Raw genomic sequence first — 24,601 nt, forward strand, 5'->3', positions numbered from 1 at the left:
CGCCCCTTGGCCGCTCCTAACCTCCACGCGGCAGGAGCGACCGGCGATTATCCGACGCTAAACAGCTCGCTCGGCGGCACTGAGCGTCGAGCGAGCCGAGACAAAATCGACGCTGTCACCCTCGTTGTCGCTGTCATCCGCGATATGTTCGGTCGTCGACCTTTCGACCAGGGGCAACATTCCCTGCAGCTCATCCGGATGCGCGGGACCGGCCGAAAGCCTGTCCAACGCCGCAGAAGCCTTGTCCGCCAACGGTTGGGTCATCACAGCCGTGGTCACCCAGGCGGCGAGCACCGGGGCCATCGTCGCTGTAACCGTCGCCTTGCCCGCCGCTGCAACACCCGCAGGCGAAATCCCGGCGCTCCTGGCTGCGTTGACAGCGGCGGTCTGGGCCATGCCGATCGCGGTAATACCGCCGGCCAAGGCGCCGAGACCACTGACCAAGCCTGTCGGCGTAACCAAGGCTTGCAGCGATTTGCTGCCATCGCGCATCGCGTCCAGCGGCAGGCTGCCGACCCGCTTCGCAATGCCCATCGCAGCGCTTCCCACGCCGTAATTCTTGAGATCCTTGTAACGCTGATGCCAGTCTTGACGCCCCAACAGGTATTCCGGGCCAATCCGGTGTTTCGATTTATCAATGGAATGTTGCAGGTCATAAGCGGCCATGCCTGAAAGCGGAGAACCGACGGCAGCTATCACCGAGTCCACCTTGCTGCCCGTTTGCGCATCGACGGTCTTCGTCACGACGGGCTGGATGACCGTGCGCAGCACGTTTCGCGCGGAGAAGGTCTGGAAAGTCAGGCTGCCTTCAATAGCCTGGGTCGTCAGGCTCGGCTTCACCGCCTGGGCGGCTTCCTGCATGACCGGCTCCAGATCGGCATTCTCGGCCACCAGCCACTGGGTGTCGCTGGTGGCGCGCTTGATCAGGCCATTGCCGACCGTGTCGGTGGCGCTGCTGACCAGGCCGGCAATCGCCGACAATGCCAATGGCGCGGTAATCGAGCCATTGCCGGTCACCGCCGGGGCGAAGTCCAGCGCGATGGACGCCGCGCCGAAGGGAACCGAACGAATGAATCCAACAGCGTCATGAGACGCGCGATCCAGCCGCGAGCCTTTGGTCAGCACAGCATCGACGCTTTGCGCGGTTTCCCCGTCATTGGCCAGGGTACGCGACCGATCGTCGATCAGTGCTTCGAAGGCCTGGCGATTGGCACCGTTCATATGCGGCTCGAATATCCGGGTGAGCTGGGCCTTGATTGCACCAGTTCGATTTGCCAGGTCCTGTTCAGCCGAGACAGGGCCGATCGGGACGGATGCAGTGGTCCCGGTGGTCGATGTCGTTGAATGGGGCGCAAGCGTCTCTTCAGTCTGAAGCGTCAGTGGATGGGGCGGTGTCAGGGAGATGGGATCCATGGGCGGGTCTCTTGTGCGAAAAAAGTGCTGGGTTTACCTGTGCTGTGTGGTTACCTCTTTGCTATCGGTTCCGCCTCGCCCGATCCGTCGCGACAGTCAAGGCACTGAAAGGATCGACGTGGCATAATCGTCCGCTGATTTTCAGGACGATACCGGGAACGTTTTGGGGGACCCTACATGCCCAAGGAAAACAAGCACTTACAGCTTTTCGGCATCAAAGCCTGCGATACGATGAAAAAAGCGCGTACCTGGCTCGATGAGCACGCGGTGCGCTATGACTTTCACGACTACAAAACTGCCGGCATCGATCGTGAGCACCTGACCCAATGGTGCAACGAGCACGGCTGGCAGGTGGTGTTGAACCGTGCCGGTACGACCTTTCGCAAGCTCGACGACGAACGCAAAGCCGATCTCGACCAGACGAAAGCCATCGAACTGATGCTCGCCCAACCCTCGATGATCAAGCGCCCGGTGCTGGATCTCGGTGACCGAACCCTGATTGGCTTCAAGCCAGATAGTTATGCGGCAGCGATCAAGTAATCCTGCCCAGTCCATTTTCTAGAGGTAATTTCATGTCCACTACCCTGTTCAGCCTGGCCTTTGGTGTCGGCACTCAAAACCGTGAAGGCGCCTGGCTGGAGGTGTTCTACGCACAGCCACTGCTCAACCCATCGGCAGATATCGTCAACGCCGTCGCGCCGATCCTGAACTACAGCGAAGGCAACCAGGCCATCACCTTTACCACCGCCCAGGCCTCGCAGCTGGCCGAAGCCCTCAAGGGCGTCGACGCGGCACAAGCCAAGCTGCTGACCCGCCTGGCCGAGAGCCATAAGCCACTGGTCGCCACCCTGCTGGCCGAAGACGCTCAACTGAGCTCCACCCCCGAGGCGTACCTCAAGCTGCACCTGCTGTCCCATCGCCTGGTCAAGCCCCACGGCCTGAACCTGGCCGGGATTTTCCCATTGCTGCCGAACGTGGCCTGGACCAGCCAGGGCGCGATCGACCTCGCCGAACTGGCCGAGCACCAGCTCGAAGCGCGCCTGCGCGGTGAGCTGCTGGAAGTGTTCTCGGTGGACAAGTTCCCGAAAATGACTGACTACGTGGTCCCGGCCGGCGTGCGCATCGCCGATGCCGCACGGATCCGCCTGGGCGCCTACGTGGGCGAAGGCACCACCGTGATGCATGAAGGTTTCATCAACTTCAACGCCGGCACCGAAGGCCCGGGCATGATCGAAGGCCGTGTCTCGGCGGGCGTATTCGTCGGCAAGGGTTCGGACCTGGGCGGTGGTTGCTCGACCATGGGCACCCTGTCGGGTGGCGGCAACATCGTGATCAAGGTTGGCGAAGGCTGCCTGATCGGCGCCAACGCCGGCATCGGTATCCCGTTGGGCGATCGCAATACCGTGGAGTCGGGCCTGTACGTGACCGCCGGCACCAAGGTCGCGTTGCTGGACGACAACAACCAGCTGGTCAAGGTGGTCAAGGCCCGCGACCTGGCCGGCCAGCCTGACCTGCTGTTCCGCCGCAACTCCGAAACCGGCGCGGTGGAATGCAAGACCCATAAGTCGGCCATCGAGCTGAACGAAGCACTGCACGCGCATAACTAAGCCGCTTCACAGTCACCTGTGGGAGCCGACGTGCTCCCACAGGGTCCGGCTTCACTCCAGCAGGGCCCGAAAGCATGTTGATCCCCTCTCCCTGGCGCGCTGATTTCCCGGCCATCGCCGCCCTGCAACGGCAAGGCCAGACCTACCTGGACAACGCCGCCACCACGCAAAAACCCCAAGCCTTGCTAGACGCCCTGGCGCATTACTACGCCAACGGCGCGGCCAACGTGCACCGCGCGCAGCATTTGCCGGGCGCCCACGCCACCCAGGCGTTCGAAGACAGTCGCCTGAAAGTGGCGCAATGGCTCGACGCGGGCGATTGCGGGCAGATCGTCTTCACCCATGGCGCGACCAGCGCACTGAATCTGCTGGCCTACGGGCTGGAACATCGGTTCAGCCCGGGCGATGAAATCGTCATCAGCGCCTTGGAACACCACGCCAACCTGCTGCCCTGGCAACAACTGGCCGAACGCCGCTCGTTGAAGCTGGTGGTGTTGCCGTTGGGTGCCGACGGCGTGATCGACGTGGATGCCGCCGCCGAACTGATCGGCCCGCGTACCCGGCTGCTGGCGGTCAGCCAGTTGTCCAACGTATTGGGCGCCTGGCAGCCGTTGCCGGCGCTGCTGGCCCTGGCCAGGGCCCACGGGGCGCTGACGGTGGTCGACGGTGCCCAGGGCGTGGTGCATGGTCGTCACGACATGCAGGCCTTGGGCTGCGATTTCTACGTGTTTTCCAGCCACAAACTCTACGGTCCCGACGGGCTGGGCGTGCTGTTTGGTCGTAACGAAGCGCTCGGCCAACTGCGTCATTGGCAGTTCGGCGGTGAAATGGTGCAGCAGGCCGATTACCACCACGCCACGTTCCGCCCTGCACCGCTGGGCTTTGAGGCCGGCACGCCGCCGGTCGCCAGTGTGATCGGCCTGGGAGCAAGCCTGGACTACCTGTCCGCGCTCGATCCGCAAAGCGTCGTCGACCACGAGGCAGCGCTGCACGACTACCTGCTCCAGGGTCTGCTGGCACGCAATGGTGTGCGCTTGATCGGCAACCCGCGCCTGGCTCTGGTCAGCTTCGGCGTCGAGGGCGTGCATAACGCTGACCTGGCCCACCTGCTGACCGAGCAAGGCATCGCCGTACGTGCCGGGCATCATTGCGCCATGCCGCTGTTCAAGCACCTCGGGCTGTCGGGGGCGATCCGGGTCTCGCTGGCGCTGTACAACGACTCCGCCGACATCGAGCGTTTTTTTGAAGCGCTGGATCAGGCTCTGGAGATGCTGCGATGAATCTGCCGACCGACGCCGCCACCGCGTTGCACGTTTTCCAGGATGCCTCGGGCTGGGAACAACGCGCCCGCCTGTTGATGCAATGGGGCGAGCGCCTGCCGCCCCTGAGCGACGCGGACAAATGCGAGGCCAACCTGGTCAGTGGTTGTGAAAGCCAGGTGTGGTTGGTGGGCCAGTTGCAGGATGGGCACTGGCAGTTTTCTGCGGCCAGTGAGGCCCGGTTGATTCGCGGGTTGGTGGCGCTATTGCTGGCACGGGTCAACGGCCTGACCGCCACTGAGTTGCTGCAGGTCGATCTGCCGGGGTGGTTTGCTGAGTTGGGATTGTCGCGTCAGCTTTCGCCTTCGCGCAGTAATGGGTTGAATGCGGTGTTGCAGCGAATGGTTGAATTGGCGCGATAACGGTGGCGAGGGAGCTTGCTCCCGCTCGGCTGCAAAGCAGCCGCCTTGAGTTCAAGATGATTGATCCCGCAATGGGGGCCGCTTCGCGACCCAGCGGGAGCAAGCTCCCTCGCCACAATGGCAGTCACTGCGCGGGCTTGGCCCGGTCGGCCGGCCGTCGAACCCCCGCCACGATCTTATCCACAGCCTTGGTCGCCGCGACCATGCCGAATGTCGCCGTGACCATCATCACTGCGCCAAACCCGCCGGCGCAGTCGAGCTTCACACCATCGCCGACAAAACTCTTCTGCAAGCAGATGCTGCCATCCGGCTTCGGGTAGCGCAGTTGTTCGGTAGAGAACACGCACGGCACGCTGTAGTGGCGGGTCACGGTGCGGGAAAAACCGTAGTCGCGGCGCAGGGTAGAGCGCACTTTCGAGGCCAGCGGATCGTTGAATGTGCGGTTCAGGTCGCAGACCTGGATCAGCGTCGGGTCGATCTGCCCGCCCGCGCCGCCGGTGGTGATGATCTGGATCTTGCGGCGCTTGCACCAGGCAATCAGTGCGGCCTTGGCGTTGACGCTGTCGATGCAGTCGATCACGCAATCGATGTTCGGCGTGATGTACTCGGCCATGGTGTCGCGGGTGACGAAATCCGCCACCGCATGCACGGTGCAGTCGGGATTGATGCCGCGCAAGCGCTCGGCCATCACCTGGACCTTGGGCTTGCCAACGGTGCTGTCCAGCGCGTGCAACTGGCGGTTGGCGTTGCTGACGCAGACATCGTCCAGGTCAAACAGGGAAATCTCGCCCACGCCGCAACGGGCTATGGCTTCCGCCGCCCACGATCCCACACCGCCCACCCCGACAATCGCCACATGGGCCGCTCGCAGGCGATCGAGGCCTTCGATGCCGTACAACCGGGCGATACCGGCAAATCGTGGATCTTCTGTACTCATGACCATTACCCCAAAAACCGGCGCGCATTATAGGGCACCCGTGAGCGATGGCGATGCAGGCCTGTCGAAAACCTTTGTGGGAGCAGGCTCGCTCCCACAGGTTTTATGTTCCAACCGACGGGGCCAAGGCGCCCATCAGGTTGGTTTTGCTATAAGATAACCGCCATTTTGTGAGCGTTGGCCGAACACCTATCCAATGGTCGACCTCAGATCCTGTGGGAGCGGGCTTGCTCGCGAATACGGTGTGTCAGGCAATAGATATGTGACTGATACAGCGCTTTCGCGAGCAAGCCCGCTCCCACAAGATCCAGCCATCATCCCTTTTCCCGGAGCTTTCCATGACGGCCCACGCCGACCTCTCGCCGACCCTGCAACTCGCCTGCGACCTGATCCGCCGTCCGTCCGTCACGCCGGTGGATGCCGATTGCCAGAAACTGATGATGCAGCGACTGGGCCAAGCGGGTTTCAAACTCGAACCCATGCGCATCGAGGATGTGGATAACTTCTGGGCCAGCCATGGCAAGCATGACGGGCCGGTGCTGTGTTTCGCCGGGCACACCGACGTGGTGCCGACCGGCCCGGTGCAGGCCTGGCAGCTCGACCCGTTCGATGCGGTCATCGACGAGCACGGCATGCTCTGCGGCCGTGGCGCGGCGGACATGAAAGGCAGCCTCGCGGCGATGGTGGTGGCGGCGGAACGGTTTGTCGCCGATTACCCGGACCACAAGGGCTCCGTGACTTTCCTGATCACCAGTGACGAAGAGGGCCCGGCCCACCACGGCACCAAGGCTGTGGTCGAGCGCCTCAAGGCACGGCAGGAGCGGTTGGACTGGTGCATTGTCGGCGAGCCGTCGAGCACCACCCTGGTGGGCGACGTGGTGAAGAACGGCCGGCGCGGTTCCCTCGGTGCAAAACTGACCGTGCGCGGCAAGCAAGGCCACGTGGCTTATCCGCACCTGGCGAAAAACCCGATCCATCTGGCCGCGCCGGCCCTGGCGGAACTGGCTGCCGAGCATTGGGACCACGGCAACGACTTCTTCCCGCCCACCAGCTTCCAGATCTCCAATCTCAACGCCGGCACAGGCGCGACCAACGTGATCCCAGGCGAGCTGGTGGCGGTGTTCAACTTCCGCTTTTCCACCGAGTCCACGGTCGAAGGCCTGCAACAGCGGGTGGCCGACATCCTTGATAAACATCAGTTGGACTGGCACATCGACTGGGCATTGTCCGGCCTGCCCTTCCTCACCGAGCCGGGCGCGCTGCTGGACGCGGTGTCGTCGAGCATCAAGGACGTCACCGGCCGCGAAACCCACGCCTCCACCAGCGGCGGCACCTCCGATGGTCGTTTCATCGCTACCATGGGCACTCAAGTGGTGGAACTGGGGCCGGTCAACGCGACCATCCACCAGGTGGACGAACGCGTGCTGGCGGCCGATCTCGACGTGCTGACCGAGATCTACTACCAGACGCTGATCAAGTTGCTCGCCTGATGCTCGCCTGCCCGATCTGCAATGAACCGCTCAATGCGGTGGACAACGGCGTGGTCTGCCCGGCCGGCCATCGATTCGACCGCGCCCGCCAGGGTTACCTGAACCTGCTGCCGGTGCAGCACAAGAACAGCCGCGATCCGGGCGACAACCAGGCCATGGTCGAGGCCCGCCGGGATTTCCTCAACGCGGGGCATTATGCCCCCGTCGCCCGGCGCCTGGCCGAGCTGGCGGCTGAACGTGCGCCGGGACGCTGGCTGGACATCGGTTGTGGCGAAGGCTATTACACCGCACAAATCGCCGACGCCCTGCCCCATGCCGACGGCTATGCCCTGGACATTTCCCGCGAGGCGGTCAAACGCGCCTGCAAACGCAACCCACAGTTGACCTGGTTGATTGCCAGCATGGCCCGGGTGCCGTTGGCGGACGGTTGTTGCCAGTTCCTGGCCAGCGTGTTCAGCCCACTGGACTGGCAGGAGGCCAAGCGCCTGCTCAGCCCCGGTGGCGGCCTGATGAAAGTCGGCCCCACCAGCGGCCACCTGATGGAACTGCGCGAGCGGCTGTACGACGAAGTGCGCGAATACACCGATGACAAACACCTGGCCCTGGTGCCTGCCGGCATGATGCTGGATCACAGCGAGACCTTGGAATTCAAGCTCACGCTCGACAGCGGCCAGGACCGCGCCAACTTGCTGGCAATGACGCCCCACGGCTGGCGCGCCAGCGCCGAACGCCGCGCCAGCGTGATTGAGCAGGCGGCGCCCTTCGAGGTCACGGTGTCGATGCGCTACGATTATTTCGTTCTTCAATAACCTTTAGATTCCAGGCCTCGGTCATTCGGCCGGGGCCAGATAAATCCGCGAATGGATTTTTCAGGACCGCAGCGAGGACATCCATGCGCCAACCCGATATCGAGATTTACCTCAAGGACGCCGACGTCGACCACAAGGCCATCGCCGCCTGGCTGACCCAGGCGCTGGGCCCGTGCAGCGAATGGACTCAGAAAGGCCAGACCTACAAGTGCAAGGCCGGCAACATCCCGGTGACCTGGCTGCCCAAAGCCGTCGGCAAGTGGAACAGCCTGTACCTGGAAAGCGACCAGACCCCGTGGGACGACGACATCGCCTGCGCCCGCGCCGCCTACGCCGCGCTGAACGTCGAAGTGCGCTGCGCACCGGGGTCATGGGTGGAGGAAGAAGGGGAAGAATCGGCGGACCGCTGGATTCGCATCAGTGCCGATGGGGAAGAGGAGATTACCTGGCGGACGGCTTGATGCAGCCTTTGCGGATGTAAAAGCAGATCCGATGTGGGAGCGAGCAGGCTCGCTCCCACAGGGGTCCCTGATATGGCTGAAAAAGTTTACAACCCCACCACATCCTCAGCCTGCAAGCCCTTCTGCCCTTCCACCACCGCGTATTCGACCTGCTGGCCTTCGGTCAGCGAGCGGTGGCCTTCGCCGCGGATCGCGCGGTAATGCACGAAGACATCCGCCCCACCTTCGCGCTGGATGAAGCCATAGCCTTTGGCGTCGTTGAACCACTTCACGTTGCCGGTTTCGCGTGCTGCCATGATGCTCACTCCTATTCTTATTTTTAGCCGACTGGTAGTCGTACGAACTTTCGCCGGCCTCCGACCGTCCATGAGATGCGAAGGCGGCTAGCCGACCGAGTATATGACAGCCGCAAAAACTCTCAACTGACTTTACTTCGGCGCTTTTTTGCCGATTTTCGATGAATCCTGCACACTAGCCAGCCCGAGCAGCCGCTCGGTTTCATCCACTCATGCAGAAGCCGTATGACCCGTTCTCCGTTCCGCCGTCTTGTGTTTGGCACCTTGCGCCGGCTGTTGTACCTCTGGGTTCGCTCCGAGACCATCAACCAGTCGTCCTTCACCCTCAACCTCGACCGCAGCCGTCCGGTGTTCTACGTCCTGCAAGATCCATCGCTGACCGACCTGGCGGTGCTCGACACCGAGTGCACCAAGGCCGGCCTGCCCCGTCCGGTTCTGCCAGTATCAGTAGGTAACTTGCTGGAGCCGGCGGCGTTTTTTTACCTGACCCCGGCACCGGACTGGCTCGGGCGCCAGGACAAACGCGGCGCGCCGCCGACCCTGACGCGGCTGGTCAATGTGCTGAGCCATGATGCCGCCGAGGATGCGCAGATCATCCCGGTCAGCGTGTTCTGGGGCCAATCGCCCGACAGTGAATCCAGTCCCTGGAAGCTGCTGTTCGCCGACAGCTGGGCCGTCACCGGGCGCCTGCGGCGTCTGCTGAGCATCATGATCCTGGGGCGCAAGACCCGCGTGCAGTTCTCCGCGCCGATCCACCTGCGCGAGCTGATCGAGCACGACAAGGGCCACGAACGCACCGTGCGCATGGCCCAGCGGATCCTGCGGGTGCACTTTCGCAACCTGAAGTCTGCGGTCATCGGCCCCGACATTTCTCACCGGCGCAACCTGGTCAAGGGCCTGTTGAACCAGCCGCTGGTCAAGCAGGCGATTGCCGACGAGGCCGAACGGGAAAAGATTGCTCCGGAAAAAGCCAAGGCCCAGGCCCTGCGCTACGGCAATGAAATCGCCTCCGACTACACGTACACCGCGATCCGTTTCCTGGAGGTGGTGCTGAGCTGGTTCTGGAACAAGATCTACGACGGCATCAAGGTCAACCACATCGAAAATGTGCAAGCGATCGCGCCCGGTCACGAGGTCATCTATGTACCGTGCCACCGCAGCCACATCGACTACCTGCTGCTGTCGTACCTGCTGTTTCGCAACGGCCTGACACCACCGCACATCGCCGCCGGCATCAACCTGAACATGCCGGTCATCGGCGGCCTGCTGCGCCGTGGCGGAGCGTTTTTCATGCGCCGCACGTTCAAGGGCAACCCGCTCTACACCGCGGTGTTCAACGAATACCTGCACACCTTGTTCACCAAGGGCTTCCCGGTGGAATACTTCGTCGAGGGCGGGCGCTCGCGCACCGGGCGCATGCTGCAACCCAAGACCGGCATGCTCGCCATCACCCTGCGCAGCTTCCTGCGTTCATCGCGCACGCCCATCGTCTTCGTGCCGGTCTATATCGGCTACGAGCGCGTGCTGGAAGGCCGTACCTACCTGGGCGAACTGCGCGGGGCCAGCAAGAAGAAGGAATCGATCTTCGATATCTTCAAAGTCATCGGCGCCCTCAAGCAGCGCTTTGGCCAGGTGGCAGTGAACTTCGGCGAGCCGATCAAGCTGGCGGAGTTTCTGGACGCCGAACAGCCCGACTGGCGTCAACAGGAGTTGGGGCCACAGTTCAAACCGGCGTGGCTCAACGCAACCACCCATCGCCTGGGCGAGCGCGTGGCCCGGCACTTGAACGAAGCCGCGGCGATCAACCCGGTCAACCTCGTGGCCCTGGCCTTGCTGTCCACCAGCCGCCTGGCCTTGGACCACCATGCCATGGCCCGGGTGCTGGACCTTTACCTGGCATTGCTGCGCAAAGTGCCCTATTCCCCCCACACCACCCTGCCCGAGGGCGACGGGCAAGCGCTGATCAAACATGTGAAGGACATGGACCTGCTGTCCGAACAGAGCGACGCCCTGGGCAAAATCCTGTACCTGGACGAGCAGAATGCGGTACTGATGACCTACTACCGCAACAACGTGCTGCACATCTTCGCCCTGCCGGCGTTGCTTGCCAGCTTCTTCCAGAGCACCTCGCGCATGAGCCGCGAGCAAATCCTGCGCTACACCCGTGCGCTGTACCCGTACCTGCAATCGGAGCTGTTCATTCGCTGGTCGCTGGAGGAGCTGGAGGGCGTGGTCGACCAGTGGCTCGAAGCGTTCGTCGAACAGGGCCTGCTGCGTTTCGAAAAGGATCTGTACCTGCGCCCGGCCCCGAGCTCGCGGCACTTCGTATTGCTGACGTTGCTGTCCAAGAGCATCGCCCAGACCTTGCAGCGTTTCTACATGACCGTCTCGCTGCTGCTCAACAGTGGGCAGAACAGCGTCAGCGCCGAAGAGCTGGAAGACCTGTGCACCGTGATGGCCCAGCGCCTGTCGATCCTGCATGGGCTGAACGCCCCGGAGTTCTTCGACAAGAGCCTGTTCCGGCACTTCATCCAGACCCTGCTCGACCTCGACGTACTGCGTCGCGACGAAGCCGGCAAGCTGAGCTATCACGAACTGCTGGGCGAGTTGGCCGAGGGCGCGGCGAAGCGGGTGCTGCCGGCAGAGATTCGCCTGTCGATCCGCCAGGTCGCGTTGCATCGCAGCGAGGACGCGGCGGAGGCCGTCATGACCACGGAAAGCGATGATTCGACACCGCTAAACGGATAAACCCACAGCACTCGAAGAAAAGACCTACAGAAAGCTGCGTAAGTGAGCCCTAGGATGGGCTCACGTCAATGTCGACGTAATGAAAAGGAAGTCATCATGAAGATCATCACATTAACCATGCGCCTGCCGGAAGGCTTTCAACTGCCGGAAGACGGCCGCCCCGAAGTCAGTGTTCGGGACGCCCGCGGCATTCAGATCAGCGCAAGCGGCGGCCAGGGTTCCAACGTAGCGCCAACGGAACCGGTGGCTGCAAACCCTTGGCAGCATCGTTTCCAGATCGATCCGCAAGCCTTTGACGAAGGGGACGAGCTGTCGGTCAGCGCCCAGATTTACCAAGGGGCCACCGCTGTTTTTCTGGATACCGAACACACCTTCGCCTGGGATGGCACCGATCAACACGTTGACATCCCCTTGAGCCTGGCGCCAGCATCGCAGGCTGAAACTGCCCAGGCACCCGCGTTCGGTTCCTGAACCGCGACGTAACGGCTGGATGCCTGGACGTAAATTTCGCTAGAGGTTCGGTGGCGCCCGGTACATGCCGGGCGCCACCGAACCAGGTACTTCCAATGAAAAAAATCGCTCTGTTTGCATCCATCGCCCTGATGGCCGCCTGCCAATCGGCGCCATCCCCTACCGCCACCGTCGCGTCCCTGGACGGTGAAGTCTTCTACCTGCAACGCATCGCCCTGCCGCCCAACGCCACCTTGAGCGTGAGCCTGCAGGATGTCTCGCTGGCCGACGCGCCAGCCGTGGTGCTCGACGAGCAGAGCGGCCCGGTCAACGGCCAGGTCCCACTACCGTTCCACCTCAGTTATGATCCCACCCGGGTCAAGCCCGGCCATCGCTACGCCGTCAGCGCCCGCATCGAGGCGGACGGCCAGTTGATGTTCATCACCACCGAGCAACACCCCGTGCAGCTCGACGGTAAGGACCCGCAACCGTTGAAGATCCGCGTCAACGCCGCACGCTGATTGCCTCTCCAAACTTCTTCAAGGACGCCACCATGCTCCGTTCTACCCTCCGTTTCACCGGCCTGTGCGCGGGCCTGCTGATCTGCGCCAACGCCATGGCCCTGTCCTTGGGCGACCTGTCGCAAAAGGATGCCACCGGTGGCCTCAAGGATGCCCTGACCCAGGGCGCGCAAGTGGCGGTCAAGCAACTGGGCGCGCCGGGCGGTTTCAGCAATAACCCGGACGTGAAGATCGAGCTGCCGGGCAAGCTCGGCAAAGTCGCCAGCAAGATGAAGGCCTTCGGCATGGGCGAGCAGGTCGATCAACTGGAAACCAGCATGAACCAGGCCGCCGAAGCGGCGGTGGTCCAGGCCCAGCCGATCCTGGTCAACGCGGTGAAGAACATGAGCGTGGACGATGCCAAGGGCATCCTGAGCGGTGGCAATGACTCGGCGACGCAATACCTGAACAAGAGCAGCCGCGAGCAGATCCGCGCCAAGTTCCTGCCCATCGTCAAGCAAGCCACCGACAAGGTCGGTCTGGCTCAGAAATACAACACCTTCGCCGGCCAGGCCGCGTCCCTCGGCGTGGTGGACGCCAAGAGCGCGAACATCGAGAACTACGTGACCGAACAGGCGCTGGACGGGTTGTTCGAAATGATCGGCAAACAGGAAGCCACCATTCGCCAGAACCCGGCTGCCGCGGCGACCAGCCTGGCGAAGAAGGTGTTCGGGACGCTCTAAGCCCCCACATAAAACAAACTGTGGGAGTCTGCTCGCGATGAAAATACTACATACCTGACAAACTACATGACCTGTGGCGAGGGAGCTTGCTCCCGCTGGGCCGCGCAGCGGCCCCAAGCGTTTGCGGTTGCTGCGCAACCGAGCGGGAGCAAGCTCCCTCGCCACAGTTTCGGAGTGCAGTGGCGTGTCAGGCCTTCTTGACCCTGAACCACGCCGCATACAGCGCCGGCAGGAACAACAGCGTCAACGCCGTCGCCACGATCAGCCCGCCCATGATCGCCACGGCCATCGGGCCGAAGAACAGGCTGCGCGACAGCGGGATCATCGCCAGCACCGCCGCCAGTGCGGTGAGCACGATGGGTCGGAAACGGCGCACGGTCGCTTCGATGATCGCCTGCCAAGGCGTGAGCCCGGCTGCGATGTCCTGCTCGATCTGATCCACCAGGATCACCGAGTTGCGCATGATCATCCCCGAGAGCGCGATGGTGCCGAGCATGGCGACGAACCCGAACGGCTGGCGGAACACCAGCAAGAACAGCGTGACGCCGATCAAGCCCAGAGGCGCGGTCAGAAACACCATCGCCGTGCGTGAGAAGCTGCGCAGTTGCAGCATCAGCAGCGTCAACACCACGACGATGAACAACGGCACCCCGGCATTCACCGACTTCTGTCCACGGGCCGAATCTTCCACCGTACCGCCGACTTCCAGCAGATAACCGTCCGGCAGCTCGGCACGAATCGGGTCCAGGGTCGGGAAGATCTGCTGCACCAGGGACGCCGGTTGTTCCTTGCCGTAGATATCCGCCCGCACGGTCACGCTCGGCAGGCGGTTGCGGTGCCAGATCACGCCCTCTTCGAAGCCGTACTCCAATGTCGCGATCTGCGACAGCGCAACGCTGCGCCCATTCTCGGTAGGCACCGCCAGGCTCGGCAACAGCGACAACTCGGTGCGCTCGTGCACCGTGCCCCGCAGCAGGATCTCGATCAGCTCGTTGTCTTCACGGTACTGGCTGACGCTGGACCCGGTCAGGGAACTGCGCAGGAAGCTCGCCAGGTTGGCGGTGCTCACGCCCAGGGCACGGGCACGGTCCTGATCGACGTTCAGGTACACCACCTTGCTCGGTTCTTCCCAGTCCAGGTGCACATTGGTCACGTAGGGGTTTTCGCGAACCTTCGTCGCCACTTTCCGCGCCAGAGCCCGGACTTCCTCGATGTGCTCCCCGGTCACGCGAAACTGCACCGGGTAGCCCACCGGCGGACCGTTTTCCAAGCGCGTGACCCGCGAGCGCAGGGTCGGGAATTGTTCGTTCAAGGTGCTGATCAACCAGCTGCGCAGCGGCTCGCGGTCTTCGATGGTCTTGGCCAGCACCACAAACTGGGCGAAGCTGGACGCCGGCAGTTGTTGATCCAGCGGCAGGTAGAAGCGCGGTGAACCGGTGCCGACATAAGCGACATAGTTGTCGATGCCGGGGTGATCCTTGAGCAACGCCTCCAGACGCTTGACCTGCTCGGCGGTGTTACTCAGGGACGCGCCTTCTTCAAGTTTCAAATCGACCATCAGCTCCAGCCGCCCTGACGCCGGGAAGAACTGCTGCGGTACAAAACGGAACAGCACCACCGAGCCGACGAACAACAGCACGGTCAGGGTGATGACGGTCTTGCGCCGCCGCACGCACCATTCCACCAACCGCCGCACGCGCTGGTAGAACGGCGTGCCGTAGGGATCGGGCTGGCCGTGACCACTGCCATGCCTGGCTGCATGGATTTTCGCCAGGTCCGGCAGCAGCCGCTCACCCAGGTAGGGCACGAACACCACCGCGGCCACCCAGGACGCCAGCAAGGCCAGGGTCACCACCTGGAAAATCGAGCGGGTGTATTCGCCGGTCCCTGATTGCGCGGTGGCAATCGGCAGGAAGCCCGCCGCAGTGATCAGCGTACCGGTCAGCATCGGGAACGCGGTGCTGGTCCAGGCGAAACTGGCGGCCTTGAGCCGGTCGAAGCCCTGCTCCATCTTGATCGCCATCATCTCCACCGCAATGATCGCATCATCCACCAGCAATCCGAGAGCCAGCACCAGCGCACCGAGGGAGATCTTGTGCAGACCGATCCCCAGGTAGTACATCGCGGCAAAGGTCATCGCCAGCACCAGCGGAATCGCCAGGGCCACCACCATCCCGGTGCGCAGCCCCAGGGAAAAGAAGCTCACCAGCAGCACGATCACCAGCGCCTCCACCAGCACCCGGACGAACTCGCCGACGCCGGTCTTCACCGCCGCCGGCTGATCGGAAACCTTGCGCAACTGCATGCCGGCGGGAAGATTGTTCTGGATCCGGGCAAACTCGGCTTCCAGGGCCTTGCCCAGCACCAGGATGTCACCGCCCTCCTTCATCGCCACGGCCAGGCCGATGGCGTCCTCGCCCATGAAGCGCATGCGCGGCGCCGGTGGATCGTTGAAACCACGACGTACATCGGCGACATCGCTGATACGGAACGTGCGGTCGGCGACGCGGATCGGGAAGTTGCGGATCTCCTCCACGGTCTGGAAATTGCCCGAGACCCGTAGCTGCAAACGCTCGCTGCTGGTTTCGAAGAACCCGGCGGTGGACACCGCATTCTGCTCCTCAAGGGCCTGCTGGACCGCAGCCATCGGCAGGCCGAGGGTGGCCAGCTTGACGTTCGATAGCTCGATCCAGATCTTTTCGTCCTGCAAGCCGATCAGTTCGACCTTGCCGGTGTCCTTGACCCGTTGCAGCTGGATCTGGATACGGTCGGCGTAATCCTTGAGTACCGCGTAGTCGAAACCGTCACCGGTGAGCGCGTAGATATTGCCAAAAGTCGTGCCGAACTCATCGTTGAAAAACGGCCCCTGGATGCCCGGCGGCAAGGTGTGGCGAATGTCGCTGACCTTCTTGCGGATCTGATACCAAAGCTCGGGAATCTGCGCCGAATGCAGGGAGTCACGGGCCATGAACGTCACCTGGGATTCACCAGGGCGAGAGAACGAAACGATCCGTTCATAATCGCCGGTTTCCATCAGTTTCTTTTCGATGCGCTCGGTGACCTGGCGCGAGACTTCCTCGGCGGTCGCTCCCGGCCAGTTGGTCCGGATGACCATGGCCTTGAAGGTGAACGGCGGGTCCTCGCTTTGCCCCAGTTTGGTGTAGGAAAGCGCGCCAACGATGGCCAGCAACAGCATCAGGAACAGTACGATCTGGCGATTGCGCAGCGCCCATTCGGAAAGATTGAAACCCATCGGGGATTACTCCTTGGCCGCCAGGTTGACCACGCGATTGGAGCGATCCACCGGCCGCACCTTCTGGCCGTCGAGCAGCACGTGCACGCCCGCCGCGATCACCCAGTCATTGGCGCCAAGGCCTTCGAGCACTGGGACGGTTTTTTCGCCAAAGGCGCCGACCCGGACCGGGACTTTCTTCACCGTGCTGTCAGGGTTGACCACCCAGACATAGGTCGCACCGTTCTCCGCCGTCAGGGCTGACAATGGCACGGCCAGCGGCACCTTGTCGGCGGTCTGGATAAACACTCGGGCACTCTGGCCCAGTTCGGCCGGCACACTGCCAGCGTTAAAGGCAACACGGGCCGCGAAGGTACGAGACCTGGGGTCGGCGGCCGGGGAAAGTTCGCGAATGCGACCGCTGAAACGCTGGTCGGGCTGGCTCCACAGTTCCACCGAGACCGGCTGACCAACCTTGAACCGGCCAAAGCTCTGTTCCGGCAGGCTGATCAGCACTTCACGCTCACCGTCGGTGGCCAGGGTGAAGACGGTTTGCCCAGCCGACACCACTTGCCCGACTTCCACTGCACGGCGGGCGACCACGCCATCCTGGGGAGCACGCAGCACCGAGTAGCTGGCCTGGTTGCTGGCTACATCGAACTCGGCCTTGATCTGCTTGAGTCGCGCGCTGCCTGCGCGATAGAGGTTTTCGGCGTTGTCGTATTGCGAACGGCTGACCATCTGCCGCTCCATCAGGGTCTTGTAGCGATCACGCTCGGCGCGCACCAGGTTCAGGTTGGCCTCGGCGGCAGCGACCTGGGCCCGGGTCGCTTCCAGTTGCAACCGGACATCTTCGGGATCGAGCTCAGCCAGCGGCTGATTGGCCTTGACCCGCTGCCCCTCTTCAACAAGCCGCCGGCTCACTTTACCGCCGATGCGAAACGCCAGGTCAGGCTCGAACCGCGCGCGTACTTCACCGGGATAACTCTCTGTCGCCTGGGCCGAAGGCTCGGGCTTGACCACCATGGCCGGGCGCACGGCGACGGCCACCGGCTCGTCATGGCCACACGCAGACAATAAAAAAGCCAGGCTGACTGGCACGGCGAGGGACAACGCATAGCGGAACATGGCGGGCGACCTTTCGCTAATGATGCTTGGAATAATTATACTGGCGAGTATGTTATTAATAGCAAACTGACCAGTCCAGTATTAAAGCGAAGAAATGTCGAACAATCTTTCAACTCCCAGCGGCCCCGGCCGTCCGAAGGACCCGGCCAAGCGCCAGGCCATTCTTGACGCGGCCAAACGCCTGTTCGTAAGCCTGGGTTACGCCAGTACCAGCATGGACGCAGTCGCCACCGAGGCGGGTGTTTCCAAGCTGACGGTGTACAGCCATTTCAATGACAAGGAGACGTTGTTTTCCGCCGCCGTGATCGCCAAATGCGAGGAGCAGGTACCGCCGCTGTTCTTCGAATGGCCGGACGGCGCTGCGATTGAACAGGTGTTGTTGAACATCGCCCGCGGCTTTCACCAGTTGATCAACAGCGAAGAGTCGGTGAATCTGCATCGGGTGATCATGGCCTTGGGCAGCCAGGATCCGAAACTCTCGGCGATTTTCTACGAGGCCGGCCCGCAGCGGATGCTGTCCGGCATGGAGCGCCTGCTGAACAAGGTCAACCAGAGCGGCGCCTTGAACATCGACAAACCCCGCAATGCCGCCGAGCATTTCTTTTGCCTGATCAAGGGCGCGGCGAATTTCCGGCTGCTGTATGGCTGCGGCGCCCCGCTGGGACCCGAAGCGGCCGAAGCCCATGTGCAGGAGGTGGTGGGGTTGTTCCTGCGGGCTTACAGGCCTTAGGTCATCCCGCAGCTTTGCGCGGGCTACAAGGGCCTCATCGCGAGCAGGCTCGCTCCCACAGTTTTGATCGAGGTGCCCACAGAATCCATGTCCACCGCAGCCCCCCCTGTGGGAGCGGGCTTGCCCGCGAAAGCGTCGGCACAATCAAGATCTGCACCCACTGACCCACCGCTATCGCGAGCAGGCTCGCTCCCACAGTGATCTATGTTGTTTGCAGGATTTACGGCACACCACAGGACCCTGTGGGAGCGAGCCTGCTCGCGATGGGGGCGCCGCGGTCTCAGGCCTTGAGGGCTTTCTTGGGATAAATATCGTAGCGACTGGATTTTCCCTCAAGCCCGTGGCTCGGCTTCGGCCCTTCGATGCACGGGGCCTTTCTCGGGCGCTTGACCACCACCCGGTGGGTCGCAAGGGCCAGGGCTGCGGCGAGCAGCGCCGGGGCGTCGGGGTCATCGCCCACCAGGGGACGGAACAGACGCATTTCCTTCTTCACCAGGGCCGTCTTCTCACGATGAGGAAACATCGGGTCCAGGTAGATGACCTGGGGTGGCTCCCCTTCCCAGTTGCGCATCACCTCGATGGAATTGCCCTTGAGCAAACGCATGCGGGCCACAATCGGTGCGACGTCGAAATCCTCCGCCGCACGGGCCAGGCCATCCTCCAACAAGGCGCCGATCAGCGGCTGGCGCTCGATCAGGCTCATTTCACAGCCCAGGCTCGCCAGCACGAATGCATCCTTGCCCAACCCGGCTGTGGCATCCAGCACTCGCGGACGCACGCCCTGGGCGATGCCGACCGCCTTGGCGATCATCTGGCCGCTGCCACCGCCGTACAGCCGACGATGGGCCGCGCCGCCCTCGACGAAGTCCACCCGCACCGGCCCCGGCGCATCCGGGCCCAATTGCTGGAGTTGCAGCCCTTGTTCGCCGACTTGCAAGGCGAATTCGCCATCGTCTACCTGCAACGGCAAGTCGAGCCGCTGCGCCCAATGTTCGGCCTGCGCCTGGAAATTCGGGGCCAGGGCCTCGACATGGATGCGGCAGGCCGCCGGTTGTTCGCTCATGGAAAAACACGCTCAAAAAATTAAGGATCGGCAAAACCGGCCGATAACATCAGTGAACGGCATTTTGCCAGAGCTGAGCGTCGACCGAGAAAAATGTCAGACATTCATTCCATAGCGCCAGGCATCATCTCCCCCTACGGTGATTACCGCCTGCGCAACACCCAGGCCCTGAGCGGCGTCAGTCACCTGTGGCAGGATTTTTTTGCCCAGGCCCTGGCCGATCAGTTGGGTGATGCCGCTCCGGCGCCGGGTAGTTACCAGCCCGTTGCCCTTGATGAAAATGTCGAGCCGACCCTCGGCGCCGAGCTGCTGGACCACATTGTCAGCCAGCGCACCTGCGACGTGAAGGAAACCCTGGTGGCCCCGCCCGAGCCGCTGTTCCTGCCGATTGCCGAATTCGAACTCGACCTGCTGGACAAGCCCTTCCCACCCTTCCCGCCGGAAGAAATCACCGCCCAGCAAAAACAGCAGGATTTCGAAAGCCACTGGGTTCGCCCCATCGTCCTTGCCGCCGGCCAACCATTGCCAGAGCCCGGCCCGGCGCCACAGCCGCGCCCGCTGCACCTGCCTATCGCCGAGTTCGATCTCGACCTGCTGGACAAACCCTTCCCGCCGTTCCCGGAAGAAGAACTCGTGGCCCAGCAGAAAGAACTGGACTTCGACACCCGCTGGGCACGCCCGATCGTCTTGCAGAACCTGCGCATCGCCGCTTGATTCAGCGACAGATCCACCACGGCCCCACGTCCAGATGAAAATGGTTACGGTGCGCGGCGTTGTAATCCGGACTCAAGACCACACTGAACGTGTCACAGGCGCCGTCGCGCACCTGACGCAGGAAACGCGCGTCGTTGCTGTCTTTCGGCCAATCCCTGAGCACGCTGACCGTGCGCCCATCGGCCAAGCGAAAACCGGCGATGTCCAGGGCGCTGGCCGTGGCATGCTGGCTGCGCGCCCCGCTCTCACGCCCGTACATATTGCGACAGGCGAAACTGCCGAGATGGTCGACCCGTGCGACTTTCTGCCCGTAGGCCGCTGCCGCCGCCGGTTGCAGCGCATGACGCTCGAACAGCGCGAACGCCACCGCCAGCGGACAACTGGCCAGAAAGCTGCTGCTCAACGCCACTTCACCGCCCTGAACCCGCAGCACATTGACCAGAGGGCAATCGGTCTTGGCGCCGCTATCGGCCTGGCGAGCGGTCCGCAGCCCGGAGGTCGCAATGGCCTGGTCGCACAGTTGCGGGTCGTTGCGCAGGGCCATGAGCTTGTAGCGGGTCAGCAGGTTCGGCGCCGCGTTGACGTCCAGGGGCGCCCAGGGATTCCATTGCGGCGGCAGTGACAGCCAACCGCGCCACACCGCGAACGCCGCAACGCCAATCAATAGCCCCAGCACCAGTAATCCTTTCAGAACCCGCACGGCCATGCCTCGTTCATCGCCCCTTGAACAGCTCGTTGGCCTGCTTGAACGGCATCGAGCGCCGGGTGAAGGTGAACGTGCCCTGCTGCTGGATTTCCTCGGCAGCACGGAAAAACTCGCCATATGCCGCCAAGGCCAGAGCCGACCCGACACTGATGCGCTTGACGCCCAGCTCGCTCAATTGCGCAACGGTCATGTCCAACGCGCCGGACATCAGCACATTCACCGGCTTCGGTGCCACGGCCTGTACCACCGCCAGCACTTGTCCGGCGGTGCTCAGCCCCGGGGCATACAACACATCGGCGCCGGCATCCGCAAAGGCTTTCAGGCGGCGAATCGTGTCGTCCAGGTCCGGATTGCCATGCAGGAAGTTTTCCGCACGGGCAGTCAGCAGGAACGGGTACGGCAAATTGCGCACCGCCTCGGCTGCGGCCTTGACCCGTGCCACGGCATGATCGAAGCAATAGATCGGGCTGTCCTCACGCCCCGTGGCGTCCTCGATGGAGCCGCCCACCGCGCCGGCTTCTGCCGCACGCAGCAGGTTGCGGGCGCAATCCTCGGGCGCATCGGCAAAGCCGTTTTCCAGGTCTACTGCCACCGGCAGGTCGGTGGCCGCCACAATCGCCCGGACATTGGCCAGGGTGTCTTCCAGCCCCACCGCACCATCGGGCCGCGCCAGGGAAAACGCGTGGCCAGCGCTGGTCGTCGCCAGGGCCTGGAATCCAAGAGAGGCGAGCATTTTGGCGGACCCGGCATCCCACGGGTTGGGGATGACAAACGCCCCGTCACGTTCATGCAGGGCCTTGAAGGCCTGGGCTCGTCGAATTTGCGCATCCATGGTGTTCGCTCCTGGGCAGGGAAGAATGCGCCTCAGAGCAAACCGAGTTGCTCGGCGGCGGGCTCTCTGTATAGCTCAGGCAAGGCCGGCAAGCCAGGCAATCGACGCATCAATCGACTGTGGAAGTGTTGCGCCAGTTTTGCCGCCAGCCGGTTATCGGCGGTGTGCAGGAAAATGTAAGGCGTGCGCCCTTCTTCGATCCAGCCGGCGATTTTCTCCACCCACGGGGTCAGGAACGATTCGTTGGCTTCCAACACCGGATGCCCGATGAAACGCACCTGCGGACACTGTGTGAACGCCGTGGGCCTGGGCGGCACACGGGGCTTTTTCGATTGGGCGTGGAGCACCGAGGGATCGGTGGAGGTACAACTGAACAAGGCCCGAGGGTCGAGGCAGATGCGCTCGATGCCCCGATCCAGCAGCAGGCGATTGAGACGTCGCTCAGCCTCGCCCTTGGCGAAAAACTCGGCGTGGCGGACTTCTACCGCCAACGGCCCGTCGAAGGCATCGATAAAACCTGCCAGCTCTGGCAGCCGATGGGGCGTGAAGGCCTTGGACAACTGCAACCAGTACGGCGAAACCCGCTGTCCCAATGGGCTGAGCAGCTGCACGAAGGTTTCGATAGCCGTCTGATGCTCGCGCAAGTCGCCGTTGTGGCTGATGTCGCCGGGCAGCTTGGCGGTGAAGCGAAAGTGCTCGGGCATGCTCTCGGCCCAGCGCTGGACAATGGTCGCAGACGGGCTCGCGTAGAAGGTCGTGTTGCCTTCCACGGCGTTGAACACTTGGGAATAGAGATTGAGGAAATCGGAGCTTTTGGCATCCTGGGGATACAGATAGTCACGCCAGGCGTTTTCGCTCCAGGACGGACAGCCCAGGTAGTAAGGCAACACCATCAGATGTAGAGGTCGAGACCCAGCACTTCCATATCCCAATCGACGAAGCCGGCGGTGCTCAGGTAGCTGGCCAGGGCCGTCGCCACGCTGCGACTCATGGAGCGGTGATACAGCATGTCTTGCTGGCGGGCCGGAAGATTGCTCAGGCGTTGCGCGGAAGCCTTGGCGGCGCGGGCGGCCAATTGTTCTTCAGATGGGGTTTCCAACTCACCATCGATGTCATCGAAAGACTCGGGCTCGGCAGCCTTGCTCGCACGAGGCTTGCGCTTGATGGGATAGGACTGAGAGGAAACGCCGTCTATACGCATGACAAAATGCTCGGTATCAGTGATGGCAATTTAGCGGCACTTTCCTGGCCGCGCAAACGCACAAGTGATAACTAGAACACATAAAGCCGAAAAGGTTTAAAAACCCGATGAAAAAGTGACGACTGGCGATATGGGGTGTGACTTTGCGACTGGGAAATGACTTTCGAGAGAAACGCATCCCCCTGTGGCGAGGGAGCTTGCTCCCGCTGGGTCGCGAAGCGGCCCCAAAAAAAGCGATGAGTGCTTCGCACTCAAGCGGGAGCAAGCTCCCTCGCCACAACGCTGCCCACTCAAATGTTCATCGCTATAGAGATTTACCGCTCAGACTTGGGAACAGCGACTTTGTCCCGCAGATACACCGGTTGCGCATCGTCCGCCGGAATGACTTCGCCGCGCTCCCAGGCGAAGCGGGCCAGGGCCAGCAGGTCTTGCGCATGGGGCAGCGCGGTTGCGTCTCGGCCGCTGAGGTTGACGGCGATCCGCTCGCCATAGCCCCAGCCGGTGCCGGCGCCGAACCAGTCGCCGTCAGCACCCGCTGGCAATGTCGCCGCTTCCGGTGGCAGTACCGCTTCAGCGCCTACCAGACGCATTTCGCCATCGGTTTCGCGATAGCAACCCCAGTACACCTCGTCCATGCGCGCATCGATGGCCGCCGCCACTTGTCGGGCGCCATGCTCACGCAACGCACGCTGGGCCAGTACCGCCAGGTTGGAAACCGGCAACACCGGTCGTTCCAGGGCAAAGGCCAAGCCCTGCACCACGCCGATGGCAATCCGTGCGCCGGTAAAGGCTCCAGGCCCGCGACCGAAGGCAATCGCATCCACTTGCTGCAAGGTCACTCCGGCATCGCCAAGCAGTTGCTGAATCATCGGCAAGAGTTTCTGGGCATGCAGGCGCGGGATCACCTCGTAATGGCTCGTGACCTTGCCGTCGTGCAGCAAGGCAACAGAGCAGGCTTCAGTCGCGGTGTCCAGGGCCAGCAAGGTGCTCATCGGTGTGTCCGTAAATCAGGTGGGAAAAAGTGCGCCAGTATAAACAACTACGGCCCGCAAGCGGGCCGTGGATGATTGCAGCAATCGGACTTTTCAGCTCAGCGCTTGAAGCACCTTGCCGGTGATGGCTTCTACCGAACCGACGCCGGCGATGTGACTGTACTTCGGCTTGCCCTGGGTCTTGGCCGACAACTGCTGATAGAAGGCTACCAGCGGCTTGGTCTGGGAATGGTAGACCGACAGGCGATGGCGCACGGTTTCCTCGGTATCGTCCTTGCGCTGCACCAGCTCTTCACCGGTGATGTCGTCCTTGCCGGCGAGTTTCGGCGGGTTGTACACGGTGTGGTAGACGCGACCCGACGGCTCGTGGACGCGACGACCGGCGATGCGCTGGACGATCTCCTCGTCATCGACGGCGATTTCAACCACGTGATCGAGCTCCACGCCGGCCTCTACCAGGGCTTCGGCCTGGGGAATGGTGCGTGGGAAACCGTCGAACAAAAAGCCATTGGCGCAATCGGCCTGAGCGATACGGTCCTTGACCAGGGCGATGATCAGGTCATCCGATACCAGGCCGCCGGCATCCATGATGCTCTTGGCCTTGACGCCCAACTCCGTGCCGGCCTTGACCGCGGCGCGCAGCATGTCGCCGGTGGAGATTTGCGGGATACCGAATTTTTCGGTGATGAACTTTGCCTGAGTACCTTTACCGGCCCCGGGAGCTCCCAGCAGAATGACGCGCATCGATGTGCTCCTCAATTTTTTTATGTAAACGCTCGGATTCGCCTCGTGGGGCCAATCTCGCAAAACGGGTTGGTGACCGCCCAAACGGCCAAAGGCTGATCAAGATACACAGCAGGCCCCACCC

Annotated in this window: 25 protein-coding genes; 13 read left to right on the plus strand and 12 right to left on the minus strand. The window is 62.7% G+C overall.

The annotated features are described in order from the left end of the window. Positions 1-57 precede the first annotated feature (57 nt). The gene (locus ACLEJQ_RS00625) at positions 58-1,413 is read right to left on the minus strand and encodes a type III effector protein RopAA (protein WP_440791208.1); all 1,356 of its coding nucleotides are present in this window, start codon (positions 1,411-1,413) and stop codon (positions 58-60) included. A 177-nt stretch (positions 1,414-1,590) separates the two neighbouring features. Here ACLEJQ_RS00625 and ACLEJQ_RS00630 point away from each other — a divergent pair, with 177 nt between their 5' ends. The 4 genes from ACLEJQ_RS00630 to ACLEJQ_RS00645 all read left to right on the plus strand — a co-directional run bounded on the left by ACLEJQ_RS00630 (position 1,591) and on the right by ACLEJQ_RS00645 (position 4,701). Then, complete coding sequence (locus ACLEJQ_RS00630; RefSeq protein WP_440791209.1) at positions 1,591-1,953, plus strand: ArsC family reductase; 363 nt, start codon at positions 1,591-1,593, stop codon at positions 1,951-1,953. 32 nt (positions 1,954-1,985) lie between these two features. Then, positions 1,986-3,020 carry a 2,3,4,5-tetrahydropyridine-2,6-dicarboxylate N-succinyltransferase gene (gene dapD, locus ACLEJQ_RS00635; protein WP_440791211.1) on the plus strand — a complete coding sequence of 345 codons (1,035 nt, stop codon included), beginning with the start codon at positions 1,986-1,988 and terminating at the stop codon, positions 3,018-3,020. A 74-nt stretch (positions 3,021-3,094) separates the two neighbouring features. Then, entirely contained in the window at positions 3,095-4,300 is a 1,206-nt protein-coding gene (locus ACLEJQ_RS00640) for an aminotransferase class V-fold PLP-dependent enzyme (protein ID WP_440791213.1), read from the plus strand. After that, the gene (locus ACLEJQ_RS00645; protein ID WP_440791215.1) at positions 4,297-4,701 is read left to right on the plus strand and encodes a SufE family protein; all 405 of its coding nucleotides are present in this window, start codon (positions 4,297-4,299) and stop codon (positions 4,699-4,701) included. Before ACLEJQ_RS00640 ends, ACLEJQ_RS00645 begins: the two co-directional genes overlap by 4 nt. A 124-nt stretch (positions 4,702-4,825) precedes the next feature. Here the strand turns inward: ACLEJQ_RS00645 and tcdA are convergent, their stop codons facing one another. After that, positions 4,826-5,644, minus strand: coding sequence for a tRNA cyclic N6-threonylcarbamoyladenosine(37) synthase TcdA (gene tcdA / locus ACLEJQ_RS00650; protein WP_440791217.1), 819 nt, complete (start codon positions 5,642-5,644; stop codon positions 4,826-4,828). Positions 5,645-5,976: 332 nt separating this feature from the next. Between tcdA and dapE the strand changes: the two genes are divergently transcribed. The 3 genes from dapE (at position 5,977) to ACLEJQ_RS00665 (ending at position 8,398) form a co-directional block, all read left to right on the plus strand. Continuing rightward, complete coding sequence (dapE, locus tag ACLEJQ_RS00655; RefSeq protein ID WP_440791219.1) at positions 5,977-7,128, plus strand: succinyl-diaminopimelate desuccinylase; 1,152 nt, start codon at positions 5,977-5,979, stop codon at positions 7,126-7,128. Beyond that, positions 7,128-7,937: a putative RNA methyltransferase gene (locus tag ACLEJQ_RS00660; protein ID WP_440791221.1), complete on the plus strand. Its 810-nt coding sequence runs from the start codon at positions 7,128-7,130 to the stop codon at positions 7,935-7,937. The genes dapE and ACLEJQ_RS00660 overlap by 1 nt, the downstream gene beginning before the upstream one ends. An 83-nt stretch (positions 7,938-8,020) precedes the next feature. After that, on the plus strand, positions 8,021-8,398 hold the full coding sequence (locus ACLEJQ_RS00665) for a hypothetical protein (RefSeq protein ID WP_440791223.1): 378 nt from the start codon (positions 8,021-8,023) through the stop codon (positions 8,396-8,398). Positions 8,399-8,484: 86 nt separating this feature from the next. Here ACLEJQ_RS00665 and ACLEJQ_RS00670 read toward each other — a convergent pair whose 3' ends face one another. Next, on the minus strand, positions 8,485-8,694 hold the full coding sequence (locus ACLEJQ_RS00670) for a cold-shock protein (RefSeq protein WP_003184959.1): 210 nt from the start codon (positions 8,692-8,694) through the stop codon (positions 8,485-8,487). A gap of 225 nt (positions 8,695-8,919) precedes the next feature. On the opposite strand from ACLEJQ_RS00670, the gene plsB reads away from it, so the two are divergent. From plsB to ACLEJQ_RS00690, 4 genes are all read left to right on the plus strand, one after another. Continuing rightward, entirely contained in the window at positions 8,920-11,442 is a 2,523-nt protein-coding gene (plsB, locus tag ACLEJQ_RS00675; protein ID WP_440791225.1) for a glycerol-3-phosphate 1-O-acyltransferase PlsB, read from the plus strand. Between the two features lie 96 nt (positions 11,443-11,538). After that, on the plus strand, positions 11,539-11,913 hold the full coding sequence (locus tag ACLEJQ_RS00680; RefSeq protein ID WP_440791227.1) for a hypothetical protein: 375 nt from the start codon (positions 11,539-11,541) through the stop codon (positions 11,911-11,913). A 95-nt stretch (positions 11,914-12,008) separates the two neighbouring features. Further along, positions 12,009-12,413 (plus strand): YbaY family lipoprotein, encoded by a 405-nt coding sequence (locus ACLEJQ_RS00685; protein ID WP_440791229.1) that lies wholly within the window; start codon positions 12,009-12,011, stop codon positions 12,411-12,413. A gap of 32 nt (positions 12,414-12,445) precedes the next feature. Beyond that, positions 12,446-13,135, plus strand: a complete 690-nt coding sequence (locus tag ACLEJQ_RS00690; protein WP_440791231.1) for a DUF4197 domain-containing protein — start codon at positions 12,446-12,448, stop codon at positions 13,133-13,135. Positions 13,136-13,322: 187 nt separating this feature from the next. Here ACLEJQ_RS00690 and ACLEJQ_RS00695 read toward each other — a convergent pair whose 3' ends face one another. Beyond that, complete coding sequence (locus tag ACLEJQ_RS00695) at positions 13,323-16,388, minus strand: efflux RND transporter permease subunit (RefSeq protein WP_440791233.1); 3,066 nt, start codon at positions 16,386-16,388, stop codon at positions 13,323-13,325. A 6-nt stretch (positions 16,389-16,394) separates the two neighbouring features. Beyond that, positions 16,395-17,495 (minus strand): efflux RND transporter periplasmic adaptor subunit, encoded by a 1,101-nt coding sequence (locus tag ACLEJQ_RS00700; protein WP_440791234.1) that lies wholly within the window; start codon positions 17,493-17,495, stop codon positions 16,395-16,397. Between the two features lie 94 nt (positions 17,496-17,589). On the opposite strand from ACLEJQ_RS00700, the gene ACLEJQ_RS00705 reads away from it, so the two are divergent. Beyond that, positions 17,590-18,225, plus strand: a complete 636-nt coding sequence (locus ACLEJQ_RS00705) for a TetR/AcrR family transcriptional regulator (RefSeq protein WP_440791236.1) — start codon at positions 17,590-17,592, stop codon at positions 18,223-18,225. A 280-nt stretch (positions 18,226-18,505) separates the two neighbouring features. On the opposite strand, the gene ACLEJQ_RS00710 is transcribed toward ACLEJQ_RS00705, so the two are convergent. Next, on the minus strand, positions 18,506-19,288 hold the full coding sequence (locus ACLEJQ_RS00710) for a class I SAM-dependent methyltransferase (protein ID WP_440791238.1): 783 nt from the start codon (positions 19,286-19,288) through the stop codon (positions 18,506-18,508). Between the two features lie 93 nt (positions 19,289-19,381). Here ACLEJQ_RS00710 and ACLEJQ_RS00715 point away from each other — a divergent pair, with 93 nt between their 5' ends. Then, the gene (locus ACLEJQ_RS00715) at positions 19,382-20,002 is read left to right on the plus strand and encodes an energy transducer TonB (RefSeq protein WP_440791240.1); all 621 of its coding nucleotides are present in this window, start codon (positions 19,382-19,384) and stop codon (positions 20,000-20,002) included. A 1-nt stretch (position 20,003) separates the two neighbouring features. Here the strand turns inward: ACLEJQ_RS00715 and ACLEJQ_RS00720 are convergent, their stop codons facing one another. The 6 genes from ACLEJQ_RS00720 to adk all read right to left on the minus strand — a co-directional run bounded on the left by ACLEJQ_RS00720 (position 20,004) and on the right by adk (position 24,477). Next, positions 20,004-20,702 (minus strand): extensin-like domain-containing protein, encoded by a 699-nt coding sequence (locus tag ACLEJQ_RS00720; protein ID WP_440791242.1) that lies wholly within the window; start codon positions 20,700-20,702, stop codon positions 20,004-20,006. A 13-nt stretch (positions 20,703-20,715) separates the two neighbouring features. Further along, complete coding sequence (locus tag ACLEJQ_RS00725) at positions 20,716-21,540, minus strand: isocitrate lyase/PEP mutase family protein (RefSeq protein WP_440791244.1); 825 nt, start codon at positions 21,538-21,540, stop codon at positions 20,716-20,718. Between the two features lie 32 nt (positions 21,541-21,572). Beyond that, a complete protein-coding gene (locus ACLEJQ_RS00730; protein WP_440791246.1) occupies positions 21,573-22,433 on the minus strand; it encodes a DUF72 domain-containing protein in 861 nt (286 codons plus the stop codon). Next, the gene (locus ACLEJQ_RS00735) at positions 22,433-22,741 is read right to left on the minus strand and encodes a hypothetical protein (protein WP_440791248.1); all 309 of its coding nucleotides are present in this window, start codon (positions 22,739-22,741) and stop codon (positions 22,433-22,435) included. The genes ACLEJQ_RS00730 and ACLEJQ_RS00735 overlap by 1 nt, the downstream gene beginning before the upstream one ends. Before the next feature lie 314 nt (positions 22,742-23,055). After that, positions 23,056-23,733, minus strand: a complete 678-nt coding sequence (gene tsaB, locus ACLEJQ_RS00740) for a tRNA (adenosine(37)-N6)-threonylcarbamoyltransferase complex dimerization subunit type 1 TsaB (protein WP_440791250.1) — start codon at positions 23,731-23,733, stop codon at positions 23,056-23,058. A gap of 93 nt (positions 23,734-23,826) precedes the next feature. Beyond that, the gene (gene adk / locus ACLEJQ_RS00745) at positions 23,827-24,477 is read right to left on the minus strand and encodes an adenylate kinase (protein ID WP_440791252.1); all 651 of its coding nucleotides are present in this window, start codon (positions 24,475-24,477) and stop codon (positions 23,827-23,829) included. Positions 24,478-24,601: the final 124 nt, after the last annotated feature.

This window comes from Pseudomonas sp. SMV71 (assembly GCF_052042015.1).
Classification (GTDB): Bacteria; Pseudomonadota; Gammaproteobacteria; order Pseudomonadales; family Pseudomonadaceae; genus Aquipseudomonas.